The 19,813-nt window shown below is 74.9% G+C and carries 17 protein-coding genes, 3 tRNA genes and 1 pseudogene; 7 read left to right on the top strand and 14 right to left on the bottom strand.

The window, feature by feature from the left end; genetic code table 11:
- Nucleotides 1–74: 74 nt before the first annotated feature.
- On the top strand, nt 75–1,385 hold the full coding sequence (locus tag ACSU53_RS21545; protein ID WP_437030096.1) for a sigma-70 family RNA polymerase sigma factor: 1,311 nt from the start codon (nt 75–77) through the stop codon (nt 1,383–1,385).
- A 43-nt stretch (nt 1,386–1,428) separates the two neighbouring features.
- Here the strand turns inward: ACSU53_RS21545 and ACSU53_RS21550 are convergent, their stop codons facing one another.
- From ACSU53_RS21550 to ACSU53_RS21565, 4 genes are all read right to left on the bottom strand, one after another.
- Nucleotides 1,429–3,357, bottom strand: a complete 1,929-nt coding sequence (locus ACSU53_RS21550) for an ABC transporter ATP-binding protein (RefSeq protein WP_437030098.1) — start codon at nt 3,355–3,357, stop codon at nt 1,429–1,431.
- The gene (locus ACSU53_RS21555) at nt 3,357–5,090 is read right to left on the bottom strand and encodes an ABC transporter ATP-binding protein (RefSeq protein ID WP_437030100.1); all 1,734 of its coding nucleotides are present in this window, start codon (nt 5,088–5,090) and stop codon (nt 3,357–3,359) included. Before ACSU53_RS21555 ends, ACSU53_RS21550 begins: the two co-directional genes overlap by 1 nt.
- Nucleotides 5,091–5,203: 113 nt before the next feature.
- On the bottom strand, nt 5,204–6,661 hold the full coding sequence (locus ACSU53_RS21560; RefSeq protein ID WP_437030102.1) for an FGGY family carbohydrate kinase: 1,458 nt from the start codon (nt 6,659–6,661) through the stop codon (nt 5,204–5,206).
- A 104-nt stretch (nt 6,662–6,765) separates the two neighbouring features.
- Complete coding sequence (locus ACSU53_RS21565; protein WP_437030103.1) at nt 6,766–7,071, bottom strand: YtxH domain-containing protein; 306 nt, start codon at nt 7,069–7,071, stop codon at nt 6,766–6,768.
- 173 nt (nt 7,072–7,244) lie between these two features.
- Here ACSU53_RS21565 and ACSU53_RS21570 point away from each other — a divergent pair.
- The 3 genes from ACSU53_RS21570 to ACSU53_RS21580 all read left to right on the top strand — a co-directional run bounded on the left by ACSU53_RS21570 (nt 7,245) and on the right by ACSU53_RS21580 (nt 7,649).
- A tRNA-Asn gene (locus ACSU53_RS21570) sits at nt 7,245–7,317 on the top strand.
- Nucleotides 7,318–7,322: 5 nt separating this feature from the next.
- Nucleotides 7,323–7,395 (top strand) — tRNA-Asn (locus tag ACSU53_RS21575).
- 177 nt (nt 7,396–7,572) lie between these two features.
- A tRNA-Ile gene (locus ACSU53_RS21580) sits at nt 7,573–7,649 on the top strand.
- A 291-nt stretch (nt 7,650–7,940) separates the two neighbouring features.
- On the opposite strand, the gene ACSU53_RS21585 is transcribed toward ACSU53_RS21580, so the two are convergent.
- Together ACSU53_RS21585 and ACSU53_RS21590 are read right to left on the bottom strand one after the other, a co-directional pair.
- Nucleotides 7,941–8,093: a hypothetical protein gene (locus ACSU53_RS21585; protein ID WP_437030105.1), complete on the bottom strand. Its 153-nt coding sequence runs from the start codon at nt 8,091–8,093 to the stop codon at nt 7,941–7,943.
- A gap of 122 nt (nt 8,094–8,215) precedes the next feature.
- Nucleotides 8,216–8,902: an ANTAR domain-containing response regulator gene (locus ACSU53_RS21590; protein WP_437030107.1), complete on the bottom strand. Its 687-nt coding sequence runs from the start codon at nt 8,900–8,902 to the stop codon at nt 8,216–8,218.
- Between the two features lie 200 nt (nt 8,903–9,102).
- On the opposite strand from ACSU53_RS21590, the gene ACSU53_RS21595 reads away from it, so the two are divergent.
- Nucleotides 9,103–9,456, top strand: coding sequence for an STAS domain-containing protein (locus ACSU53_RS21595; RefSeq protein ID WP_437030109.1), 354 nt, complete (start codon nt 9,103–9,105; stop codon nt 9,454–9,456).
- Nucleotides 9,453–10,412, top strand: coding sequence for an anti-sigma factor RsbA family regulatory protein (locus ACSU53_RS21600; protein WP_437030110.1), 960 nt, complete (start codon nt 9,453–9,455; stop codon nt 10,410–10,412). Before ACSU53_RS21595 ends, ACSU53_RS21600 begins: the two co-directional genes overlap by 4 nt.
- 42 nt (nt 10,413–10,454) lie before the next feature.
- Here ACSU53_RS21600 and ACSU53_RS21605 read toward each other — a convergent pair whose 3' ends face one another.
- From ACSU53_RS21605 to ACSU53_RS21620, 4 genes are all read right to left on the bottom strand, one after another.
- Nucleotides 10,455–11,492 (bottom strand): rod shape-determining protein, encoded by a 1,038-nt coding sequence (locus tag ACSU53_RS21605; protein ID WP_437030111.1) that lies wholly within the window; start codon nt 11,490–11,492, stop codon nt 10,455–10,457.
- A 372-nt stretch (nt 11,493–11,864) separates the two neighbouring features.
- A complete protein-coding gene (locus ACSU53_RS21610; RefSeq protein WP_437030113.1) occupies nt 11,865–13,352 on the bottom strand; it encodes a carboxyl transferase domain-containing protein in 1,488 nt (495 codons plus the stop codon).
- Nucleotides 13,345–14,805, bottom strand: coding sequence for an acyl-CoA synthetase (locus ACSU53_RS21615; protein WP_437030115.1), 1,461 nt, complete (start codon nt 14,803–14,805; stop codon nt 13,345–13,347). The genes ACSU53_RS21610 and ACSU53_RS21615 overlap by 8 nt, the downstream gene beginning before the upstream one ends.
- Before the next feature lie 162 nt (nt 14,806–14,967).
- On the bottom strand, nt 14,968–16,026 hold the full coding sequence (locus ACSU53_RS21620) for a 2,3-butanediol dehydrogenase (RefSeq protein WP_437030117.1): 1,059 nt from the start codon (nt 16,024–16,026) through the stop codon (nt 14,968–14,970).
- Nucleotides 16,027–16,313: 287 nt separating this feature from the next.
- Here ACSU53_RS21620 and ACSU53_RS21625 point away from each other — a divergent pair, with 287 nt between their 5' ends.
- Nucleotides 16,314–17,219, top strand: coding sequence for an ATP-grasp domain-containing protein (locus tag ACSU53_RS21625; protein ID WP_437030118.1), 906 nt, complete (start codon nt 16,314–16,316; stop codon nt 17,217–17,219).
- Here ACSU53_RS21625 and ACSU53_RS21630 read toward each other — a convergent pair.
- From ACSU53_RS21630 to ACSU53_RS21645, 4 genes and pseudogenes are all read right to left on the bottom strand, one after another.
- Complete coding sequence (locus tag ACSU53_RS21630) at nt 17,167–17,778, bottom strand: hypothetical protein (RefSeq protein ID WP_437030120.1); 612 nt, start codon at nt 17,776–17,778, stop codon at nt 17,167–17,169. The two genes, ACSU53_RS21625 and ACSU53_RS21630, sit on opposite strands and share 53 nt — an antisense overlap.
- Nucleotides 17,744–18,562: an FkbM family methyltransferase gene (locus tag ACSU53_RS21635; RefSeq protein ID WP_437030122.1), complete on the bottom strand. Its 819-nt coding sequence runs from the start codon at nt 18,560–18,562 to the stop codon at nt 17,744–17,746. The genes ACSU53_RS21630 and ACSU53_RS21635 overlap by 35 nt, the downstream gene beginning before the upstream one ends.
- 122 nt (nt 18,563–18,684) lie before the next feature.
- Nucleotides 18,685–18,888, bottom strand: a pseudogene (locus ACSU53_RS21640) (Trm112 family protein); the annotation flags it as partial.
- Nucleotides 18,885–19,811 (bottom strand): hypothetical protein, encoded by a 927-nt coding sequence (locus ACSU53_RS21645; RefSeq protein ID WP_437030123.1) that lies wholly within the window; start codon nt 19,809–19,811, stop codon nt 18,885–18,887. The pseudogene ACSU53_RS21640 and the gene ACSU53_RS21645, both read right to left, overlap by 4 nt.
- Nucleotides 19,812–19,813: the final 2 nt, after the last annotated feature.

Here is a 19,813-nt window from a genome sequence, read left to right on the forward strand (position 1 = left end):
GTCACGGGCCGGTCGCAAAAAGTCATCGCACGCCCCTCGTGAGGACGATGTGTCGTACCCCACACTGGGGGACGGTGCCTGAGTCCTCGGAGCGCGGCCGGCCCGTCCCCGACGGTTCCCGGACCCCCGCGGTCGTGCTCCTCGCGTACGGGACGGACAGCGGCGAGGCCGTCGACTCCGCCCCCGAAGTACCGCTGCCGCCCTCCATGGCAGCGATCACCCAGGAGGTCGCCCCCGTGCAGACCCGGACCCTCACCCAGACCGGCCCGGCCCCGGCCGCCCCCCGGCCGGACGCGGACGTGCTCGTGGCGGTGCCCGCGCCGGACCGTGCCGGGCACCGGCCCGCGGCGGAGGAGGACACCTCCCCGGCCGGACCGCCCGAGCCGGAGCTCGACGCGCCCGACCCCCCGGAGGCCGTCGAGCCGGCCGAGCCCGAGGAGAGCGCGCCGCCGCCCGTGCGCGCCGAGACCTCGGGCCCCTCCGCCGACCTGTTCCGCCAGTACCTGCGGGAGATCGGCCGCATCCCCCTGCTCACCGCGGCCGAGGAGGTCGACCTGGCGCGGCGCGTCGAGGCCGGCCTGTTCGCCGAGGAGAAGCTGCGGCTCACCCCGGACCTCGACAGCCGGCTCGCCCTCGACCTGGACCGCCTCGTCGTCATGGGCCGGATGGCCAAGCGCCGGCTGATCGAGGCCAACCTGCGGCTCGTCGTCTCCGTGGCCAAGCGGTACGTCGGCCGCGGCCTGACCATGCTCGACCTCGTCCAGGAGGGCAACCTCGGCCTGATCCGCGCCGTGGAGAAGTTCGACTACGCCCGCGGCTACAAGTTCTCCACCTACGCCACCTGGTGGATCCGCCAGGCGATGTCCCGCGCGCTCGCCGACCAGGCCCGCACCATCCGGGTGCCGGTGCACGTGGTGGAACTGATCAACCGGGTGGTCCGCGTCCAGCGCCGCATGCTCCAGGAACGGGGCTACGAGCCGACGCCCGAGGAGGTCGCCGCGCACCTCGGCATCGCCCCCGAGCGGGTCGGCGAGGTGCTGCGGCTCGCCCAGGAACCGGTGTCCCTGCACGCGCCCGTCGGCGAGGAGGACGACGTCGCCCTCGGCGACCTCATCGAGGACGGGGACGCCGCCAGCCCGGTGGAGTCCGCCGCGTTCCTGCTGCTGCGGCAGCACCTGGAGGCGGTCCTGTCGACCCTGGGGGAGCGGGAGCGGAAGGTCGTGCAGCTCCGCTACGGGCTGGTCGACGGACGCCCGCGCACCCTGGAGGAGATCGGCCGGATCTTCGGCGTGACGCGCGAACGCATACGGCAGATCGAGTCCAAGACCCTCAACAAGCTGCGCGACCACGCCTTCGCCGACCAACTCCGCGGCTACCTCGACTGATCCCGCCCCGCGGTGGTCCGGCCGCCCCCGCGGAGCCCGCGCCCTACTCGACCTCCACCACGGCCTCGGCGAACTGGGCCCGGTACAGACGGGCGTAGGCGCCGCCGGCCGTCAGCAGGTCCTCGTGCGTGCCCTGCTCGACGATCGCGCCGTCCTCCATGACCAGGATGGTGTCCGCGTCCCGGACCGTCGACAGCCGGTGCGCGATGACGAACGACGTCCGGCCGTGGGCCAGCCGGGCCATCGCCTTCTGGATCAGCACCTCGGTGCGGGTGTCCACCGAGCTGGTCGCCTCGTCCAGCACCAGGATCACCGGATCGGACAGGAACGCCCGCGCGATGGTGATCAGCTGCTTCTCGCCGGCGCTGACCCCGCTGCCCTCCTCGTCGATCACCGTGTCGTAGCCGTCCGGCAGGGTGCGGATGAACCGGTCGGCGTGGGCGGCCCGGGCCGCCTCCTCGATCTCCTCGCGGCTCACCTCCCGCGCGGCGCCGTAGGCGATGTTCTCCGCGATGGTGCCGCCGAACAGCCAGGTGTCCTGGAGCACCATGCCGATGCCGGCGCGCAGGTCGTCGCGCGCCATCCGCGCGATGTCCACCCCGTCCAGGGTGATGCGCCCGCCCGAGACCTCGTAGAACCGCAGCAGCAGGTTCACCAGGGTGGTCTTGCCTGCGCCGGTCGGGCCGACGATCGCCACGGTCCGGCCCGGCTCCACGGTCAGCGACAGGTCCTCGATCAGCGGCTTGCCGGGGTCGTAGCGGAACGACACGTGCTCCAGCGCCACCCGCCCGCGCGGCGCCGCCGGACGCTCGGCCGGTTCGGTGTCGGCCCGCTGCTCCTCGGCGTCGAGCAGTTCGAAGACCCGCTCCGCCGACGCGACCCCCGACTGCACCAGGTTCGCCATGGACGCGATCTGCGTCAGCGGCATCGAGAACTGCCGCGAGTACTGGATGAACGCCTGCACGTCCCCGATGGACAGGGAACCGGACGCCACCCGCAGACCGCCGACGACCGCCACCAGCACGTAGTTCAGGTTCGACACGAAGAACATCAGCGGCTGCATCATGCCGCTGTTGAACTGCGCCCGGAACCCGGCCTCGTACAGGGCCTCGTTCTCCTCGGCGAACCGCCGGGCCGACTCCTCCTGCCGGCCGAACACCTTCACCAGCGTGTGCCCGGTGTACATCTCCTCGATGTGCGCGTTGAGCGCGCCGGTGCTGCGCCACTGCTGCACGAAGTGCGGCTGCGACCGCTTGCCGACGCGGGTGGCGACCACGAACGACAGGGGCACCGTCACCAGCGCGACCAGCGCCAGGATCCAGGAGACGTAGAACATCATGGCCAGCACGCCGAGGACGGTCAGCACCGAGTTGATCAGCTGCCCCATCGACTGCTGGAGCGTCTGCCCGATGTTGTCGATGTCGTTGGTGGCGCGGCTCAGCACCTCGCCGCGCTGCCGCCGGTCGAAGTAGGACAGCGGCAGCCGCGACAGCTTGCCCTGCACGTCCTCGCGCATCCGGAACATGGTGCGGTTCACGGCCCGGTTCACCAGCCGCGTCGCCACCGCCATCAGCAGCCCGGCTCCCAGGAACACCGCCAGCGCGAGCAGCAGGACCTGCCCGACGGCGGTGAAGTCGATGCCCTCGCCCGGCACGAAGGCGGTGCTGCGGAGCATGTCCGCGACGTCGCCGTCGCCCCGCTCCCGCATGCCGTCCAGCACCTGTTCCTTCGACGGCCCCGACGGCATGTCCCGGCCGACGATCCCGGCGAAGACCAGGTCCGTCGCCCGGCCGAGGATCTTCGGCCCGACCACGCTGAGCCCGACGCTCAGCACCACGCACGCCAGCAGTGCGTACAGGGTGAGACGTTCCGGCCCGAAGCGGGCCACGAGCCGCCTGGACGACCCCGTGAAGTCCATCGAGCGCTGGTCGGGTCCGCCCCCGGCCATCATCCGCCCCGCGGGCCCCGCCATCAGGCCGCCTCCGCTTCCGTCAGCTGGGAGAGCACGATCTCCCGGTACGTCTCGTTGTCCGCCATCAGCTCGTGGTGGCGTCCGGTGCCGACGACCCGGCCCCCGTCCAGCACCACGATCCGGTCGGCGTCCCGGATGGTCGACACCCGCTGGGCGACGATCACCACGGTCGCCTGAGAGGTCTCCCGCGCCAGCGCCTCCCGCAGGGCCGCGTCGGTCGCGTAGTCGAGCGCGGAGAAGGAGTCGTCGAACAGGTAGATCTCCGGGCGCTGCACCAGGGTCCGGGCGATCGCCAGCCGCTGCCGCTGACCGCCCGAGACGTTCGTCCCGCCCTGCGCGACGGGCGCGTCCAGCCCGCCCTCCAGCGCCGCCACGAACTCGGCGGCCTGCGCCACCTCCAGCGCCCGCCACAGCTCCTCGTCGGTGGCGTCGGGATTGCCGTACCGCAGGTTGGTCGCCACCGTTCCCGCGAACAGGTACGGCTTCTGCGGCACCAGGCCGACCGTCCGGGCCAGCAGCGCCGGGTCCAGGCCGGCCACCGGCACCCCGTCGACCAGCACCTCACCGGCGGTCGCGTCGAACAGCCGCGGCACCAGCCCCAGCAGGGTGGACTTGCCGCTGCCGGTGGACCCGATCACGGCGGTGACCTCCCCCGGACGGGCGACCAGGTCGACGGACCGGAGCACCGGCTCCTCGGCCCCCGGGTACCGGAAGCCCGCCCCGCGGATCTCCAGGTGCCCGTGCCGGCGCAGCGCGGTCACCGGCTCCGCCGGGGGCACCACGCTCGACGAGGTGTCCAGCACCTCGTGGATGCGCTCGGCGCACACCTCCGCGCGCGGCACCGACATGAACATGAAGGTGGCCATCATCACGGACATGACGATCTGCATCAGGTAGGCCAGGAAGGCGGTCAGGTCGCCGATCTGCATCCCGCCGCTGTCGATGCGGTGCGCGCCGAACCAGACCACCGCGATCGACGACAGGTTCACCACCGTCATGACCACCGGGAACATCAGCGCCAGCAGGTTGCCGGTGGCCAGCGACACGTCGGTGAGCTCGGTGTTGGCCCGGCCGAACCGCCGCCGCTCGTAGTCGTCCCGCACGAACGCCCGGATCACCCGGTTGCCGGTGATCTGCTCCCGCAGCACCCGGTTCACCGTGTCCAGCCGCACCTGCATGGAACGGAACAGCGGGCGCAGCCGCCGCACGATCAGCGTCACGCAGATCCCCAGCACCGGGACCACGGCGACCAGCACCCCGGACAGCGGCACGTCCAGCCCGAGCGCCATCACGATGCCGCCCACACACATGATCGGCGCCGACACCATCAGGGTGAACGCCATCAGCACCAGCATCTGCACCTGGAGGACGTCGTTCGTGGTCCGCGTGATCAGCGAGGGCGCGCCGAAGCGGCCCACCTCCCGCGCGGAGAAGGACTGCACCCGGTCGAACACCGCCGCCCGCACGTCCCTGCCGACCGCCGCCGCCGTCCTGGCGCCGTGGTACACGGCCCCGATGTTGCACCCCACCTGCACCAGCGAGACGACGAGCATCACGGCGCCGTACCGCACGATGTGACCGGCGTCGCCCCGGACGACGCCCTCGTCGATGATGTCCGCGTTCAGGGTGGGCAGGTAGAGCGTGGCACTGGTCTGCAGGAACTGCAGCAGCACCAGCAGGGCGATGGGTCTGCGGTAGGGCCCGAGGAAGGTCCGCAGAAGTCGTATGAGCACGCTGCTTCTTTCGGCAGGGAGTCGGCGGGGCACGGGGCGGCACGGGGCGCCGCCCGTGGGCCCATCGTCGTGCACCCCACCCGCGTTACCTCAACCGAATTTCCGCCGAGCCCTCACCGCTGACCGCCGAACGCCCCCGGGTGGGTCTGCTCCCGCACCGACACGAACTGCTGGCGCACCGCCTGACCCACCGCCAGCTCCTCGCCCGGGTCCAGCACCTGCGCCGCCGCGCCCTGCCAGACGGGCGGGGTCCGCGGATCCAGGGTGCCCTGCGAGGCCCCGAGCGCCCACGCCGCCTGCCGGGCCGCGCCGATCGCCGCGTAGTCCGCGGGCTGCGGCACCATCACCTGCGCCCCGAACAGCGCGGGCGCCGCCGCCTGCACGGCCGGCAGCTCCGCGACCGACCCGAGCAGGAACACCCGGCGCACCTCCACGCCCCGGCCGCGCAGCACGTCCAGCGCGTCCGCCAGCCCGCACAGCATGCCCTCGAACGCGGCCCGCGCCAGGTGCTCCGGCTTCATCGACTCCCGGCGCAGCCCCGCCAGGGTCCCGGCCGTGTGCGGCAGGTTCGGGGTCCGCTCACCCTCCAGATAGGGGAGCAGCACCAGTCCGTGCGCGCCCGGCGTCGACTTCATCGCCAGGTCGGACAGGCTCTCCAGGTCGGGCACGCCCAGCAGTTCCGCCGTGCCGCGCAGCGTGCGGACCGCGTTCAGCGTGGTGACCACCGGCAGGTGCATGCCGGTCGCGTCGGCCAGCGCGGTGATCATGCCGGTGTGGTCGAACAGCGCCTCGGGGTGGACGGCCATCACGGACCCGGAGGCCCCCAGCGACACCACCGCGTCGCCCAGCCCGATGCCCAGCCCGAAGGCCGCCGCCATCGTCTCGCCGGTACCGGCCGAGATCAGCAGGCCCTCCGGGGTCGCGCCCGCCGCCTCGGCCGGGCCGATCACCTCCGGCAGCATGGCCTGGTGCCCGAGCGCCAGCTCCACCAGGTCCGGGCGGTAACCCCCGGTGGCCGCCGCCCAGTAGCCGGTGCCGGAGGCGCCGCCGCGGTCGGTGGTGCGCCGCACCGGCCGGCCCAGCAGCTGCCACACCAGCCAGTCGTGCGCCTGCAGCGCCACGGCCGTGCGCAGCGCGTTGTCGGGTTCGGTGCGGGCCAGCCAGCGCAGCTTGGTCACCGGGTGAGCGGCCTGCGGCACGCAGCCCACCGCCTGCGCCCACGCCTCGCGCCCGCCGAGCGCGTCCACCAGGTCGGCCGCGGCGACCTGCGCCCGCTTGTCGCCGCCGACCATCGCGGGCCGCACGGTGTTGCCCTGGGAGTCCAGCGGGACGAGCGCGTTCTGCTGCGCGGAGACCCCGATGGCCTGCACGCCCTCCAGCAGCCCGCCGCCCGCCGCCTCGCCCAGCGACAGCAGCCAGGCCTGCGGGTCGACGTCGGAGGGGCGCTGACCGTCGGGGCTCTCCACCGGATGCGGCGCGTAGCCCTGCCTGAGCACGACTCCGGTGTCCGCGTCACAGACCACGATGCGAGTGAAATCGGGCGCACTGTCCAACCCGGCGACTATCCCCATGGCCGAAATTCTGCCGTATCACCGCACCCGGGGCGGCCCAGGGAGCCGTCCCGGTGCGGGAGCCGTCCCGGGCGCGCGGCCGCGGGGTGCGCCGGGCGGAGGGTTCAGGTGTTGCTGGTGCCCCAGTCGTCCTCGGCGGGACCGTGCGCGGAGCGCTCGCGCAGGGTGCGCACGCGCTGGGCGACCGAGTCGGGCATGCGGTCGCCGACCTTGTCGCTGACCACGTGGTACGCCTTGCCGGCGAACTCGCGGCTCTGCTGGGCGGCCGTCTCCGCGGTGTTGCGGACGGCGGGGTTCTGCGCGAACTGCTGGGCGGACTTCTTCAGCTGTTCGTAACGTTCCCGCCCGGCGCGCGTGCCCAGCACGTACCCCAGGACGACTCCGGCGACGAACGTGAGCCGGTACCGCATGGCGGCCACCCTTCCCTTGTGTAGGTCTGTGTGTCAGCGTCGGACTCGTGCGGCACGGCGCCGGGGAGTACCGATTGGCGGAGCACCCCCCTGCTTGCGCTAATGTATGTGTCGCAGCGAGCGCGCGCCCCCTGGCGGATACCCAGGGAGGTACGTTCGATGCAACGAGGCATTCCTCCGTAGCTCAATTGGCAGAGCAGCCGGCTGTTAACCGGCAGGTTACTGGTTCGAGTCCAGTCGGGGGAGCTCGGTCCTCCGTAGCTCAATTGGCAGAGCAGCCGGCTGTTAACCGGCAGGTTACTGGTTCGAGTCCAGTCGGGGGAGCATGCTGAACGAGGACCCCCACCGGGGTCCTTTTTCATGTCCGGGGGAACCGTTCGCCGTGCGGGGCAGTCCTCATGGACGGCAGGGCCGCACGCAGCCGATCAGCCGGAGCAGGAGATCGTATGAGCGGCTATGCTGCGGCAGACGGCGCGTACACATGTACGCGACACGCCGCTTGGGGCGGTAGCTCAGCCGGTTAGAGCAACGGACTCATAATCCGTCGGCCGTGGGTTCGAGTCCCACCCGCCCCACCAAGCAGAACGAGGGCACGTCCCCGGCCTCCGGCCGGATGCGGGCGCACCGGCTCGCGGTGCCGTGCCACCTCACCGCCCTCCGCCTCGGCGAGGAAGCCGAGCGGGTCACGGGCGTTCCCGGGAGAGCGCGGAAGGCGCACGGCACCGGTCCACGCGCTGAACCTTTCTCTTCGGAGGACGGCCACCACGGCAGCCCCCGGCCGCCGTCGCGCTCTGTCGCGCCGGCGCACCGGAGGGCCCGTCGGCGGGATGCCGACGGGCCGCGTGGGCCGGGGGCGGGCGGCGCCGGTCTCAGCCGCCGCGGACCTGCTCCTCGTCGTCGTCCCGTTCGCCTTCCGCCTGCGACGGGGTGGGGTGCGGCGGGGACGCCTCGGCGCCGGGGCGGTCGTCGTCGTCGCGTTCGCCCTCGGCCTGGGACGGGGTGGGGGGCTCGGTGATGCTCATCGGATGCCTCCTGGTCACGGGTCGGGGACCGTGTCCGTCCGCCGGGGACGGGGGTGTCCCCGCAGGGCGGGTACCGGGTACCCCGAACCGGCCGGGCGCACCCGGCGTCCCGCTCGCCCCGGTCAGGAGCGGCGGCGGGCCACCGCGCGGGCCAGGGCGGTGCGGACGGCCGGGGGAGGGGGCGCACCCTCCGCCCCGGCGCCCGCGGTGAGCGCGGCGGCGACCGTGCGCAGCTTGGTGTTGGACAGCTGGGACGCCTCGCGCAGGATGTGCCACGCCTCGTCGGAGGTGCAGCCGTGGGTGGCCATGAGGATGCCGCGGGCCTGGTCGATGACGGGACGGGAGACGATGGCCTGGCGCAGCTGCTCGACCTCCGCGCGGAGCACGTGCAGCTGCTCGGCGCGCTCCAGGGCCACCGCGGACGTGGTGGGCGCGCCGTCGGACACGGGCTCGGGGGCGGGGGTGCGCAGCGGGTCGGTGGTGTCGAGGCCGGCCAGTTCCAGGATGCGGCGCGGCTGGCCGTTCCAGCAGGTGGCGGTGACCGGGACGCCGTGGCGGTGGCCGTACGCGCGCAGGACGTCCAGGAAGCGGAGCCCGGCCGTGTCCATGAAGTGGACGCCGCTCATGTCCAGGTCGACGCGGGTGGCGTCGGGGGGCAGCGCCTCCAGCGTCCGGGCCAGGACGTCGGCGCAGCCCTCGACGAGTTCGCCGCGGGGCGTGAGCAGGGTGCCCCCGGCGTCCGTGTGTCCACCGATGACCAGGGTGTTGAGCCTGCCCGAGAGAGGGGGCGGGGTGGCCGCGGAGGTCATGTCACCGCCTTGTCGGTACTCGTGGGTGGTCGTCGGCCCTTCGTCCTTCCGCTGCCGGAACCGGGCGGTGGGCTGCGCACGGTCCCGGCGCACTGCGGTGCGCCTGCCCACCCTGCGGCCCGCTACACACCCGAGGGGGGATTGCGCCGCGGTCCGGCGGGGCAGACCTGCCCTGGTCCAGGAGTGTGGGGAGACGGGTGTTGGGCACTCACCAGCGAACGCCGAGCGGGCCCGGCACGCCGGGGCCCGTCCTGACGGTCCGCCCCCTCGACGGGCGCACGGGGGTGCGCGCCGCCGGGGAGGTCGGGCTGGCCACCCGGGCCGTCTGGGAGAACGTGCTGGACCGGGCGGTGCGCGAAGGGGACGCCGTGTACTGCCTGGAGCTGTCCGCCGTGACCTTCGTCGACGTGGCGGGTGCGGGGGCCCTGGCGGCCGCCGCGGGACGGCTCGGGGACGGCCGGCGGTTCGTGCTGCACCGGCCGCCGCAGGCTCTGCGCCGGGCGCTGGAGTTGTTCTGGCCGGACCTTCCGACGATCGAGGTGTCGATGTCATGAGTGCCCCGGCCGAGACCGCCGGGCCGACCGCAGGCCCGGACCCCTTCCGGCATCCGGCCCTCTTCTACGGGGACCGGGACGCGTACCGGGACGGCACGGTGACCTTCGTGCGCGAGGGACTGGCGGCCGGTGAGCCGGTCGCGGTCGCGGTGCCCGGGGAGAACCTGGAGCTGATCCGGGAGGCGCTCGGGGACGACGCGTCGGCCGTGCGCCTGCTGGACATGCGGGAGGCCGGACGCAACCCGGGGCGCATCCTGCCCCGGGTGCTGCACGGCTTCGCCGACGCGCAGCCGGACGGGCGGCGGGTGCGGATCGTCGGTGAGCCGGTCTGGGCCGGGCGGTCCGCCGTCGAGTACCCGGCCTGCGTCCAGCACGAGGCGCTGATCAACGCCGCGTTCCGGGGGCGTGCAGTGACGATTCTGTGCCCCTACGACGTGCGCACGCTGTCCCCGAGGGCGCTGGCCGACGCCCGCGTCACCCACCCGGTCGTCATCGAGGCGGGGGCCCGGACGCCCGTGGCGAGTGCGGCGTACGCGCCGGACGAGGCCGTCGCCCGCGCCAACGAGCCGCTGCCCCCGGCGCCGGAGGCGATGGTCTTCCCGTTCGTCGCCGAGACGCTGACGGCGGCCCGGCACGCCGCCTCGCGGGAGGGCCGGCGGCTCGGGCTGACCGGGGTTCCGCTGGAGGACCTGGCGCTGGCCACCGCCGAGCTGACGACGAACAGCGTGGTGCACGGCGGGGGTTCGGGCGTGCTGCGGGTCTGGGCGGAGGACGGCCGGGTGGTGTGCGAGGTGCGCGACGGGGGACGGTTCACCGACCCGCTCGCCGGCCGCCGCCCGGCGAGCCGGGACCAGCGCGGCGGGCGCGGCCTGCTGATGGTGCATCTGATCGCCGACCTGGTGCGCGTCCACACGGCCGAGGACGGCACCACGGTGCGGTGCTGGTTCACCGGCTGAGCACCGGGGCGTGGGCCCGCGGCCGGAACGCGGGCGGCGGTGTCAGGTCGCCAGCGGGTCCAGGACCAGCGGGGTGATCCGGCCCTCCAGCATCGCGCCGAGACCCTGCACGGCGCAGACGTCCGGGCGTTCGGCGATGTGCACGGGCATGCCGGTGGCCTCGCGCAGCATCTGGTCGAGGCCGGGCAGCAGGGCGCTGCCGCCGACCATCATGATCCCGCGGTCGGCGAGGTCGGCCACCAGATCGGGCGGGCAGTTGCGCAGCACCTTGCCGATGCCGTCCAGGACGGCGGTGAGCGGGGTCTGGATGGCCTGCCGCACGGCCGCGGTGTCGATGGTGACCGAGCGGGCCAGTCCGGTGGCGACGTCCCGGCCGTGGATCTCCGTGGAGTCGGGCCCCCGCGGCGTCAGGCCGTTGCCGGACAGGGCGATCTGCAGCGGCCGGACGGACTGGCTGGGCAGCATCAGTTCGTGCTGGTGGCGCAGGTGCTGCACGATCGCGTGGTCCACGGCCTCGCCGCCCACCGGGACGCGTTCGGCGGTCACGATGGAGCCGAGGGAGAGCACCGCGACCTGGGTGGCGGCCGCCCCGCAGACCATGATCATGGTCGCCTCGGGCTGTTCCACCGGCAGTCCGCAGCCGACGGCGGCGGCGATCAGGGTGTCGACCAGCTCCACCCGGCGGGCGCCGAGGCCGACCAGGGTCTCGATCGCGGCGCGCTGGGCGAGCGGGTCGGAGTCGTGCGGGGTGCAGGCGGCCGCGCGCAGCCGGGGCTTGCGCCGCAGGGTGCGGCGGATCTTGTCGCCGAGCAGGTGGCGCAGCATGCGCTGGGCCATCTCGATGTCCACGACCGTGCCGCCGGACACGGGCCGCACCACGCGGATGTAGCCCGGTGTGCGGCCGGTCATCTTCTCCGCGAACTCGCCGACCGCGATCAGCGCGCCGGTTCGGGTGTTCACGGCGGCGGCGGACGGCTGGTCGACGACGAGTCCGGCGCCCTTGACGTAGACCCGGGTGCGGGCCGCACCGAGATCGACGGCGAAGTGGCAGCGGCGCAACTGCTCCAGACTGGCGGTCACGGCAGATCCTCCCGAGTGCGGACCTCGTGGTCCGCCGGACGACGGACCTCTAGGGCATCGTGCGCGGCGGCGGGGGCGGCCGCCCGTTGTGGGGGGCCGGGCGGGGGGCCGCTGAACGGGGGGCGGACGCGCCGGGAATCGCGGGCGGCGCCGCCTCCCTGGGACGGGGGGACGGCGCCGCGGGCGGATTCCTCCGTACGTCAGACCAGCCAGCCGACGAAGTGGACGAGGCCGGCGAGGACGTCGGTGAGAACGTTCATGAGTGTGCTGTCTCCTTGCGGTGATGCATGAATGGGACCTGTGCCGACCACGGTCTGCAGCCCTCCGGTGGCACACCGTGAGTATCGTCAACGATGCGTGCCCCATGCACTCTCATGGGCGACGATCACCTGTTCCAGGGAACGGGTGATCGTGTGTTCGGTCGCGGTCGCGGTCCGGGTCGGTGCCGGTGCAGGTGCCGGTGTCGCGGTCGTGGTCGGGGGAGCTGGTGTCGCCGGTGCCGTCGGTGCCGTCCGTGCCGTCGGGGGCGTCGGTGCCGACGACACCGCGCACCACGCCCAGGTCCACCAGGTCCTGCGGACGCAGGCGCAGCTGGTCGGCCGTCAGCTCCACCTCGGAGCAGGGGCGTTTGAGGATGGCCGCCGCCATCTCCGGCCCGATCACCGAGAAGTAGCTGTCCGGCGTCACCCAGGTCCGGCCGGGCGCGGCCAGGGCCAGGGCGCCCCCGGAGCCGCCCTCGCCGATCACCAGCGTGGTCACCGGCGTACGGGCCTCGGCCACCGCCGCGAACAGGTCCGCGATGGCCGCCCCGGCGCCCTCGCGCTCCGCCGCCGCGTCGTTGGCCGCACCCGGGGTGTCCACCAGGGTCAGCACCGGGATGCCGAGCCGGTCCGCCAGCCGTATCAGCCGGGCGGCGGTGCGGTACCCGGCCGGACGGGTCGCCGTACCGGTCTGCGCGGCGAAGGCGACCGTGCGCCGCCCGCGGGTGCCGAAGCCGCACAGCATGCCCCCGGGGTCCGCGCCGCCGCCGCGGTCGCCGGACAGCGGCAGCCGGCGGGAGAAGTAGGCGTCCAGGTACGCGGCGGCGCGCGGGCGGTCGGGGGACCGGGCGCGGAGCACCGCCTCCCAGCCGGTGGCGGGCGGGCCGGCCGCCCCCAGCGCGGCGGGCGGCGGCGCCGGTTCGGCGGACGGGGAGGTCAGCAGCCGCAGCCATCCGCCCAGGGTCTCCCGCAGGTCCTCCGGCCGGACCACCGCGTCCGCCGCCCCCGCCGCCACCTGCGCCTCGGCCGTGTAGGCGGCCGGGTCGGCGTCCGGCGGGCGGACCCGTGAGCCCGCGAAGCCCACCTGGGCCCCGGGCAGCGCCAGGACCACGTCGGCGCCCGCCCCGAGGGTGGCCCAGCCGCCCCCGGTCGTCGGGTCCCGGAGCACCGCGATCTGCGGCAGCCCGGCGCGGCGGACCAGCGCGGAGGCGCGGGCGACGCGTTGGAGCTGGGTGAGCGCGAGCATGCCCTCCTGCATGCGGCTGCCGCCGGTGGCGACGAGCGCGACCACCGGCAGCCGGTGCTCACGGGCGTGGGCGTACGCCGCGACCAGCAGGTCGCCGGTGCGCTCGCCGAGCGACCCGCCGAGGAAACCGAACTCGAAGGCGACCAGCACGGCCGGGGTGCCCGCCACCCGGCCGGTGCCGCAGACCACCGACTCGTCCTCGCCGGTGCGTTCGGCGGCGCGGGCCAGGGCGGCTCCGTAGCCGGGCCAGCCGAGCGGGCCGTCGGGCGCGGACCGGCCCCCGGGGGCGGGGAGTCCGGCGAAGTCGTCGGCGACCAGGGAGAGGACCGCGCGGGCCGGGAGACGGTCAGTCACGGTCCAGCGCCCGCTTCATGATCTTGCCCATGTCGTTGCGCGGCAGCGCGTCGAGCAGCCGCAGCACCCGCGGGCGCTTGTGCGGGGCCAGCCGGCGGGCCACGTGAGCGGCCAGCTCCGGCAGACCGGGCGGGGACTGGGGATCGGCCGGGACCACCCAGGCCACGATCCGCTCGCCCAGGTCCGCGTCCGGCTCCCCGGTCACCGCCGCCTCCCGCACCGCCGGGTGCTCCAGCAGCGCGTTCTCGATCTCCCCGGCGCCGATCTTGTAACCGCCGCTCTTGATCAGGTCGGTGGCCTTGCGGCCGACGATCCGCACCGCACCGTCGTCCTCGCGCACCGCCATGTCGCCGGTGCGGAACCAGCCGTCGGCGGTGAAGGCGGCGGCGGTCGCGTCGGGGCGGTTGAGGTACCCGGTGAACAGGTGGGGGCCGCGCACCTGGATCTCGCCGACGGTCTCCCCGTCGTACGCCGTCACCGGCGACCCGTCCTCCTCCACCAGCCGCAGCTCCACCCCCGGCAGCGGCACGCCCACCGTGCCGGGGCGCGCGGGGGCGTCGACGCGGACGCTGGTGTTCATCAGCGTCTCCGTCATGCCGTACCGCTCGATCACCCGGCGCCCGGTCGCCTTCTCGATCCGCTCGTGGTCGTGCACCGGCAGCGCGGCGGAGCCCGACACCAGCAGCCGGGCCCCGGCCAGCGCCCGGGCCAGCGCGGGGTCGCCGGGCAGCGCCTCCGCGATGCGGTGGTACATCGTCGGCACCCCGAACAGCATGGTCGCGCCGGCGGCCAGCTCGCGGGCCACGCCGTCGGTGCTGAACCGGCCCAGGTGGCGCAGCGACCCGCCCCGGCGCAGCGGGCCCAGCACCCCCAGCACCAGGCCGTGCACGTGGAACAGCGGCAGCCCGTGCACCAGTACGTCGTCGCCGGTCCACCGCCAGGCGTCGGCCAGCGCGTCCAGGGTGACGGCGACGGCGCGGCGGGGGATCACGGCGCCCTTGGGCGGGCCGGTGGTGCCGGAGGTGTAGACGACCAGGGCCGGGTCCTCGCCGCCGGCCCCGTTGTCCCCGGGGAGGTGGCCGTCCAGGGCGTGGCGGTCCGTCACGTCGACCGTGCGGCGGGGCAGGTGCGCGAGCGGGCCGGGCAGGTCCGCTCCGGCCGGGGCCAGCACCAGGTCGGGGGCGCTGTCGGCGAGGATGTGGCCGAGCTCCCGGTCGCCCGACGCCGGGTTGAGCGGCACCACGGCCACCCCGGCGCGCAGCGCCCCGACGACGGCGACCGCGGTCTCGGCTCCGGGCGTCGCCCACACGGCGACCCGACGCGCCGTCCGCAGCCCGCCCGCGACGGCGGCGGTCGCCGCGGCGAGGTCCCCGTAGGTCAGGGAACAGCCGTCGAACCGCAGGGCGGGCCGGTCGGCCGGGGCGCCGGTCAGGGCGGGGAAAAGACTGGACACGCGTCGGACTCCTCGGGTCGGTGGCCGGTGAGGGGCGGTACCGGTGATTCTGGGCGGTGCCGCAGGGTCCCTACCCAAGGGGGTGCTCCGCACCCGGCTCCGGACCCGGCTCCGGATCGGGCGTGATCACCGGCCGGCCGCCGCCGACGCGCTAAGGGGCGCCTACATGTGGACGAGGATCTTCACTTCCTCGTCCTTGTGGTCCACCAGCCGCCGCATGCCCTCCGTGGCGAGGTCCTCGACGGCGATGCGCCGGGTGATGAAGGGGGCGAGGTCGATGCGGCCCTCCTGCACCATGCGGATCACGGCCGGGTGGTCGTCCGCGTACCCCATGCTGCCCTGGATCTCGATCTCCTTGAACAGCAGGGACATCGCGTCCAGGGTCGGGTTCTGCCCGTACAGGGCGACGACCTGGAGCCTCCCGCCGACCTTCAGCGCGTGCAGCAGGGTGTCGAGGACCGGCTGGACGCCCGCGCACTCGAAGGCGACGTCGACGCCCTTGCCGCCGGTGATCTCCATCGCGCGGGCGGCGACGTCCTCCTGGCCCGGGTCGAGGACGTGGTCGGCGACGCCGGTGTCCTTCGCCTTCTGCTTGCGCTGCCCGCTCATCTCGCTGACGATCACGGTCGCCCCCAGGGCCTTCAGCACGGCCGCGGTGAACAGGCCGATCGGGCCGGCGCCGCCGACCAGGGCCACGTCGCCCTCGCCCGCGCCGGCGAGCCGGACCGCGTGCGCGGACACGCTCAGCGGCTCGATCAGGGCCGCCTGGTCCAGCGGCAGGTCACCGACGGGGTGCACGAAGCGCCGTTCGACGACGATGTGCTCCGACATGCCGCCCCCGCCGCCGGAGAGGCCGATGAAGCCCAGCTTGGCGCAGATGTTGTAGCGGCCCTCGCGGCAGGCGAAGCACTCCCCGCAGACCAGCAGCGGCTCCACGACCACGGAGTCCCCGGGCGCCAGGCCCTCCACCCCGTCACCGACCTCCTCCACGGTCCCCGAGAACTCGTGGCCGAACACCAGCGGCGGCTCCTCGCCGGAGAGCGGGTGGGGGTTGCCCTCCGTCGGCATGGGACTGACCGGTCCGCCGAAGTAGACGTGCAGGTCGGAGCCGCAGATCCCGGTCCACGCGGGGGCGATCTTCACGGTCCCCGGCCGGACCTCGGGTTCCGGGATGTCGTCGACGCGGATGTCCTCCGTGCCGTAGTAGCGCGCGGCCTTCATGGCGGGGCTCCTTTCCGAGCCGGCGGCACACCGGGGTGCCGATGTGCCCGGTCGCCGCGCCGGGTACCCGGGCCGGGGCCGCGCGACACCCGTGGGGCGGGCGCGTTAGGTGGTGCCGTGGGGCCGTGCGAGGGGGCTTGCTAGCCTGCCGGACGGCCGCCCGCCGGCCGGGTGGCGGCGCTGCCCGGGAGGCCGCCGGCCGCCCAGGGTGCCCCGTCCGGCATCGTCCGCCCCGCCGGTTCCGTACACCCCGTGCGGTGCCCGGCCCGTCCGCACAGGAGTACGCCGTGCCCCGAGTCGCCCTCGTGACGTGCCGGCCCCGGCCCGGGATCGCCGAGGACCCGGACCTGCCGGTCCTGGTGCGGGAGCTGACCGGAGCCGGGGTGGAGGCGGCCGCCGTGGAGTGGGACGACCCGGCGGTGGACTGGGCCGGCTTCGACCTCGCCGTGATCCGGTCCACCTGGGACTACAGCTGGCGGGCCGCCGAGTTCACGGAATGGGCCGCGCGCTGCGGCACGCTCACCCGGCTGGCCAACCCCGCGGACGTGGTCCGCTGGAACACCGACAAGCGCTACCTCGGCGACCTCGCCGCGGCCGGGGTGCCCGTCGTCCCCACCCGCTACCTGGCGGCCGGGGACCCGCCGGACCTGCCGGCCGGGCACCCGTTCGTCGTCAAGCCCACCTCCGGCGCGGGCGCCCGGCTCGCCGCCCGCTACACCCCGGACGAGCGCGGCACGGCCCTGCGGCAGCTGCGGCGGATGCACGCCGAGGGGTACACCGCGATGGTGCAGCCCTACGTCACCGCCGTCGACCGGACCGGCGAGCGGGCGCTGCAGTTCTTCGGCGGGCGCCTGCTGCACGCCTCCCGCAAGGGCGCCGTCCTGCGGCCCGGCACGCCCTACGACGCCCGGAAGAGCGCGCACCCCGGCCTGGAGCCCTGGTCGCCGAGTGCGGCCGAGCGCGAGGTCGCCGAGCGGGCGCTGGCCGCCGTGCCGGGGGCCGCGGAGCTGCTGTACGCGCGCGTGGACCTGGTGGACGACGAGGACGGCCGGCCGCAGGTGATGGAACTGGAGCTGGTGGAGCCCAACCTGTTCCTGTGGCTGCACCCCGCCTCGCTGCCCGCGGTGACGGCCGCGATCGTCACGGCCGCCGCCGGTCCCCGACCGCGATCCGCTGGAGCAGGCCCCAGGTGAACTCCGCGGCCACCTCCCGGGGCACGCCGTCCGCGTCGGGGGCGGTGAACGCCAGGCCCCAGCGGGTCGGGGCGGAGCCCTGGAGCGGGCGGGCCGGGGCGAAGGCGCGGGCGGCCTCGTCGACGGTGCAGGACCAGGGCGTCAGATCGGCCACCGTGCGCAGGACGGGCGGCGCGGCCCCCGGCGCGCGCACCAGCCACTCGCTCCACACCGCGCCGCCGGGTGCCGTCAGCACCTCGAAGCGCAGGTCCGGCCAGAGCGGCAGCGGCCACCGCCACGCCTCGCAGTCGAGGTCGCCGATCCGGCGCGGGGTCCGGGACTCGGGGGCGCCCAGCACGGACCGGTAGCGGTCGAGCGCCGGGCGGGGGCGCGGGGAGCGGAGCATCGCCTGCCAGCGCCGGTTGGCCTCCCGCAGGTCGGCGGCGGAGGCGCCCAGAGCGCGCCGGGCGTCCTCCACCGGCCCGGGGTTGAAGTCGGCCATCCGGCGCAGCAGGACGAGCTGGAACTGCAGCGGGGTGAACGGGTCAGCGGGGCGTCGTCCGGTCGGCACGTGCTCCATCGTCGCGCACCGGGCCCCCGGGGCGGCGCCCGTCCGGGAGGAACAGCACCGAGTTGACGTAGCGCAGGCCGCGGGGCAGCACCCGGCGGAGCAGGCCGTGGGTGGCGACGTGGCAGGAGCGGGCCTGGTGCGCCTCCAGCGGGAACCGGGACAGCGGGATCCAGTCGCCGGCGGGCAGCACCCAGCCGTCGTAGCCCAGCTCGGACAGGTGGGTGACGACCGGGCCGACGGGCTGGATCCGGGCCTCCAGCTCCACGAAGAGCGCGGGCCGGTCGCGGGTGAGGATCCCGGTCGCGCCGCGCAGCACCGCGAGTTCGTTGCCGTCCACGTCGATCTTGACGAAGCCGACGTCCGTCAGGCCGAGGCCGTCCAGCGCGACGCAGGTGACGTCGACGGCGTCGCCGTGGATGTCCCGCCGCACCAGGGACGACACGCCCCGCTCGCCCCGGTCGCCGGGGGGCAGCCACAGGCGGGCGACGCCGGGCCGGTCGGAGGCGGCGGCGCGCACCACCCGGACGTTGGGCGGGGCGCCGGCGGCGAGCAGCCGGGCCAGCCGGGGGACCGGCTCCACGGTCACCACGCGCCGGGCCCGGGCGGCCAGGCGGTGCGTCCAGGGGCCGTACCAGCCGCCCACGTCGACCGCCGTGCCGCAGTCCGGCGGGCACAGGTCGGGCAGCCGGGCCAGTTCCGGCTCGAAGCGCGGATAGACGGCCCGGGCCGCCGCGGCCACCACCCGGCCGGGCAGGACGGAGGCCAGCCGCGCGGCCACCGTGCGGTCGCTCACGGCGCGGCCCCCGGCCGCGCCCCGGTCCCGTCGTCCGGCCCGCCGTCGCCGGGGCCGGCGGCCTCCCCGGCGTCGCCGTCCCCCGGCCCGCCGGCGTCCCCGCCCGCGGTCACCCGGGTCAGCAGCAGCTTCTCGTGCTCCTCGGCGGACACCTGCTCCCCGGAGGACGGCAGCAGTTGCGGGATGCCGTCGACGATGGGGTAGCGGCGGCGCAGCCGCGGGTTGTACAGGGCCTCCTCGCGGTCGGTGTCGGCGGCGAGCAGGTCCAGCGGGCCCTTGTCGAGCGGGCAGGCGAGGATCCTCAGCAGCGGGTCGTCGGCTTTCACGGCGGGGTCAACTCCTCGGCGGGGGCGGGGGACTGCGGAGCGGTGTCGTGCTTGGGCATGGCGAGCAGCACGGCGACGGCGAGCAGGGTGCCCGCCACCCGCAGGGCCAGCCGCAGCGGCTCGTCCGGCAGTTCCTCGCCGAACGACAGCGTGCCCAGCACGGCGGTGAACAGGCAGGACACGGTCGTGCACACCGGCACGATCAGCGACGCCCGGCTGCGCTGGAGCGCCGCCTGCGACATCACCAGACCGAACACCGCGGTGAACAGCAGCAGATACGGGTACGGCGAGCGCAGCAGGGCCGGCACCGCACTGCCGATGCCACCGGTCGTCAGGTGGCTCGACACGCCCTTGACGGCCAGCGAGCTGACGCCGTAGAGCAGGCCCACGGCCACGCCGTACTCCACGCCGGTCGTCGGACGGCGGTGCCGGCGGCGGGCGTTGCGCTCGGCCGATCCGTACAGCCCCACCCCGGCCGCCAGCGCGGGCACGCACACCAGCAGGATCAGCGGGTGGGGGGCGTCCCGGCCGACCGTGTCGGCGTCCGCGCCCCCCTCGCGCAGCGACAGCACGACCATCAGCAGCGCCAGCAGGATGGCGCCCAGCGCGTACCGCTCCCGGCCGCTGGTCTCCTCGCCCAGCAGCCGCGCCGACAGCAGCACCAGCAGCACCAGTCCCGACACGAAGATGCCCTGCGCGGCGGCGATCGGCAGCGTGGCGTACACCACGAGCTGGGCGGCGAACCCGGCCGCCAGCGCCAGCGAGCCGCCGATCCACAGCGGGCTGCCGAGCACCAGCCGCAACAGCCGGGCCGGCCGGCGGACCGACACCTCGGGCAGAGCGCCGAGCGCCCGCTTCTCCAGGACGAAACCGGCGCTGTACAGGACGTTCGCCGACAGGGCCGCGACCACTCCCCACCACATGG

The sequence above is a fragment of the Streptomyces sp. enrichment culture genome (assembly GCF_964273255.1).
In the GTDB taxonomy this organism is placed as follows: domain Bacteria; phylum Actinomycetota; class Actinomycetes; order Streptomycetales; family Streptomycetaceae; genus Streptomyces.

Bases quoted from the DNA above. Each gene is read 5' to 3' on its own strand.
- ACSU53_RS21550 (WP_437030098.1), bottom strand. From the start codon at position 3,357: ATGGCGGGGCCCGCGGGGCGGATGATGGCCGGGGGCGGACCCGACCAG.
- ACSU53_RS21560 (WP_437030102.1), bottom strand. From the start codon at position 6,661: ATGGGGATAGTCGCCGGGTTGGACAGTGCGCCCGATTTCACTCGCATC.
- ACSU53_RS21565 (WP_437030103.1), bottom strand. From the start codon at position 7,071: ATGCGGTACCGGCTCACGTTCGTCGCCGGAGTCGTCCTGGGGTACGTG.
- ACSU53_RS21585 (WP_437030105.1), bottom strand. From the start codon at position 8,093: ATGAGCATCACCGAGCCCCCCACCCCGTCCCAGGCCGAGGGCGAACGC.
- ACSU53_RS21590 (WP_437030107.1), bottom strand. From the start codon at position 8,902: ATGACCTCCGCGGCCACCCCGCCCCCTCTCTCGGGCAGGCTCAACACC.
- ACSU53_RS21600 (WP_437030110.1), top strand. From the start codon at position 9,453: ATGAGTGCCCCGGCCGAGACCGCCGGGCCGACCGCAGGCCCGGACCCC.
- ACSU53_RS21620 (WP_437030117.1), bottom strand. From the start codon at position 16,026: ATGAAGGCCGCGCGCTACTACGGCACGGAGGACATCCGCGTCGACGAC.
- ACSU53_RS21630 (WP_437030120.1), bottom strand. From the start codon at position 17,778: ATGGAGCACGTGCCGACCGGACGACGCCCCGCTGACCCGTTCACCCCG.
- ACSU53_RS21645 (WP_437030123.1), bottom strand. From the start codon at position 19,811: ATGTGGTGGGGAGTGGTCGCGGCCCTGTCGGCGAACGTCCTGTACAGC.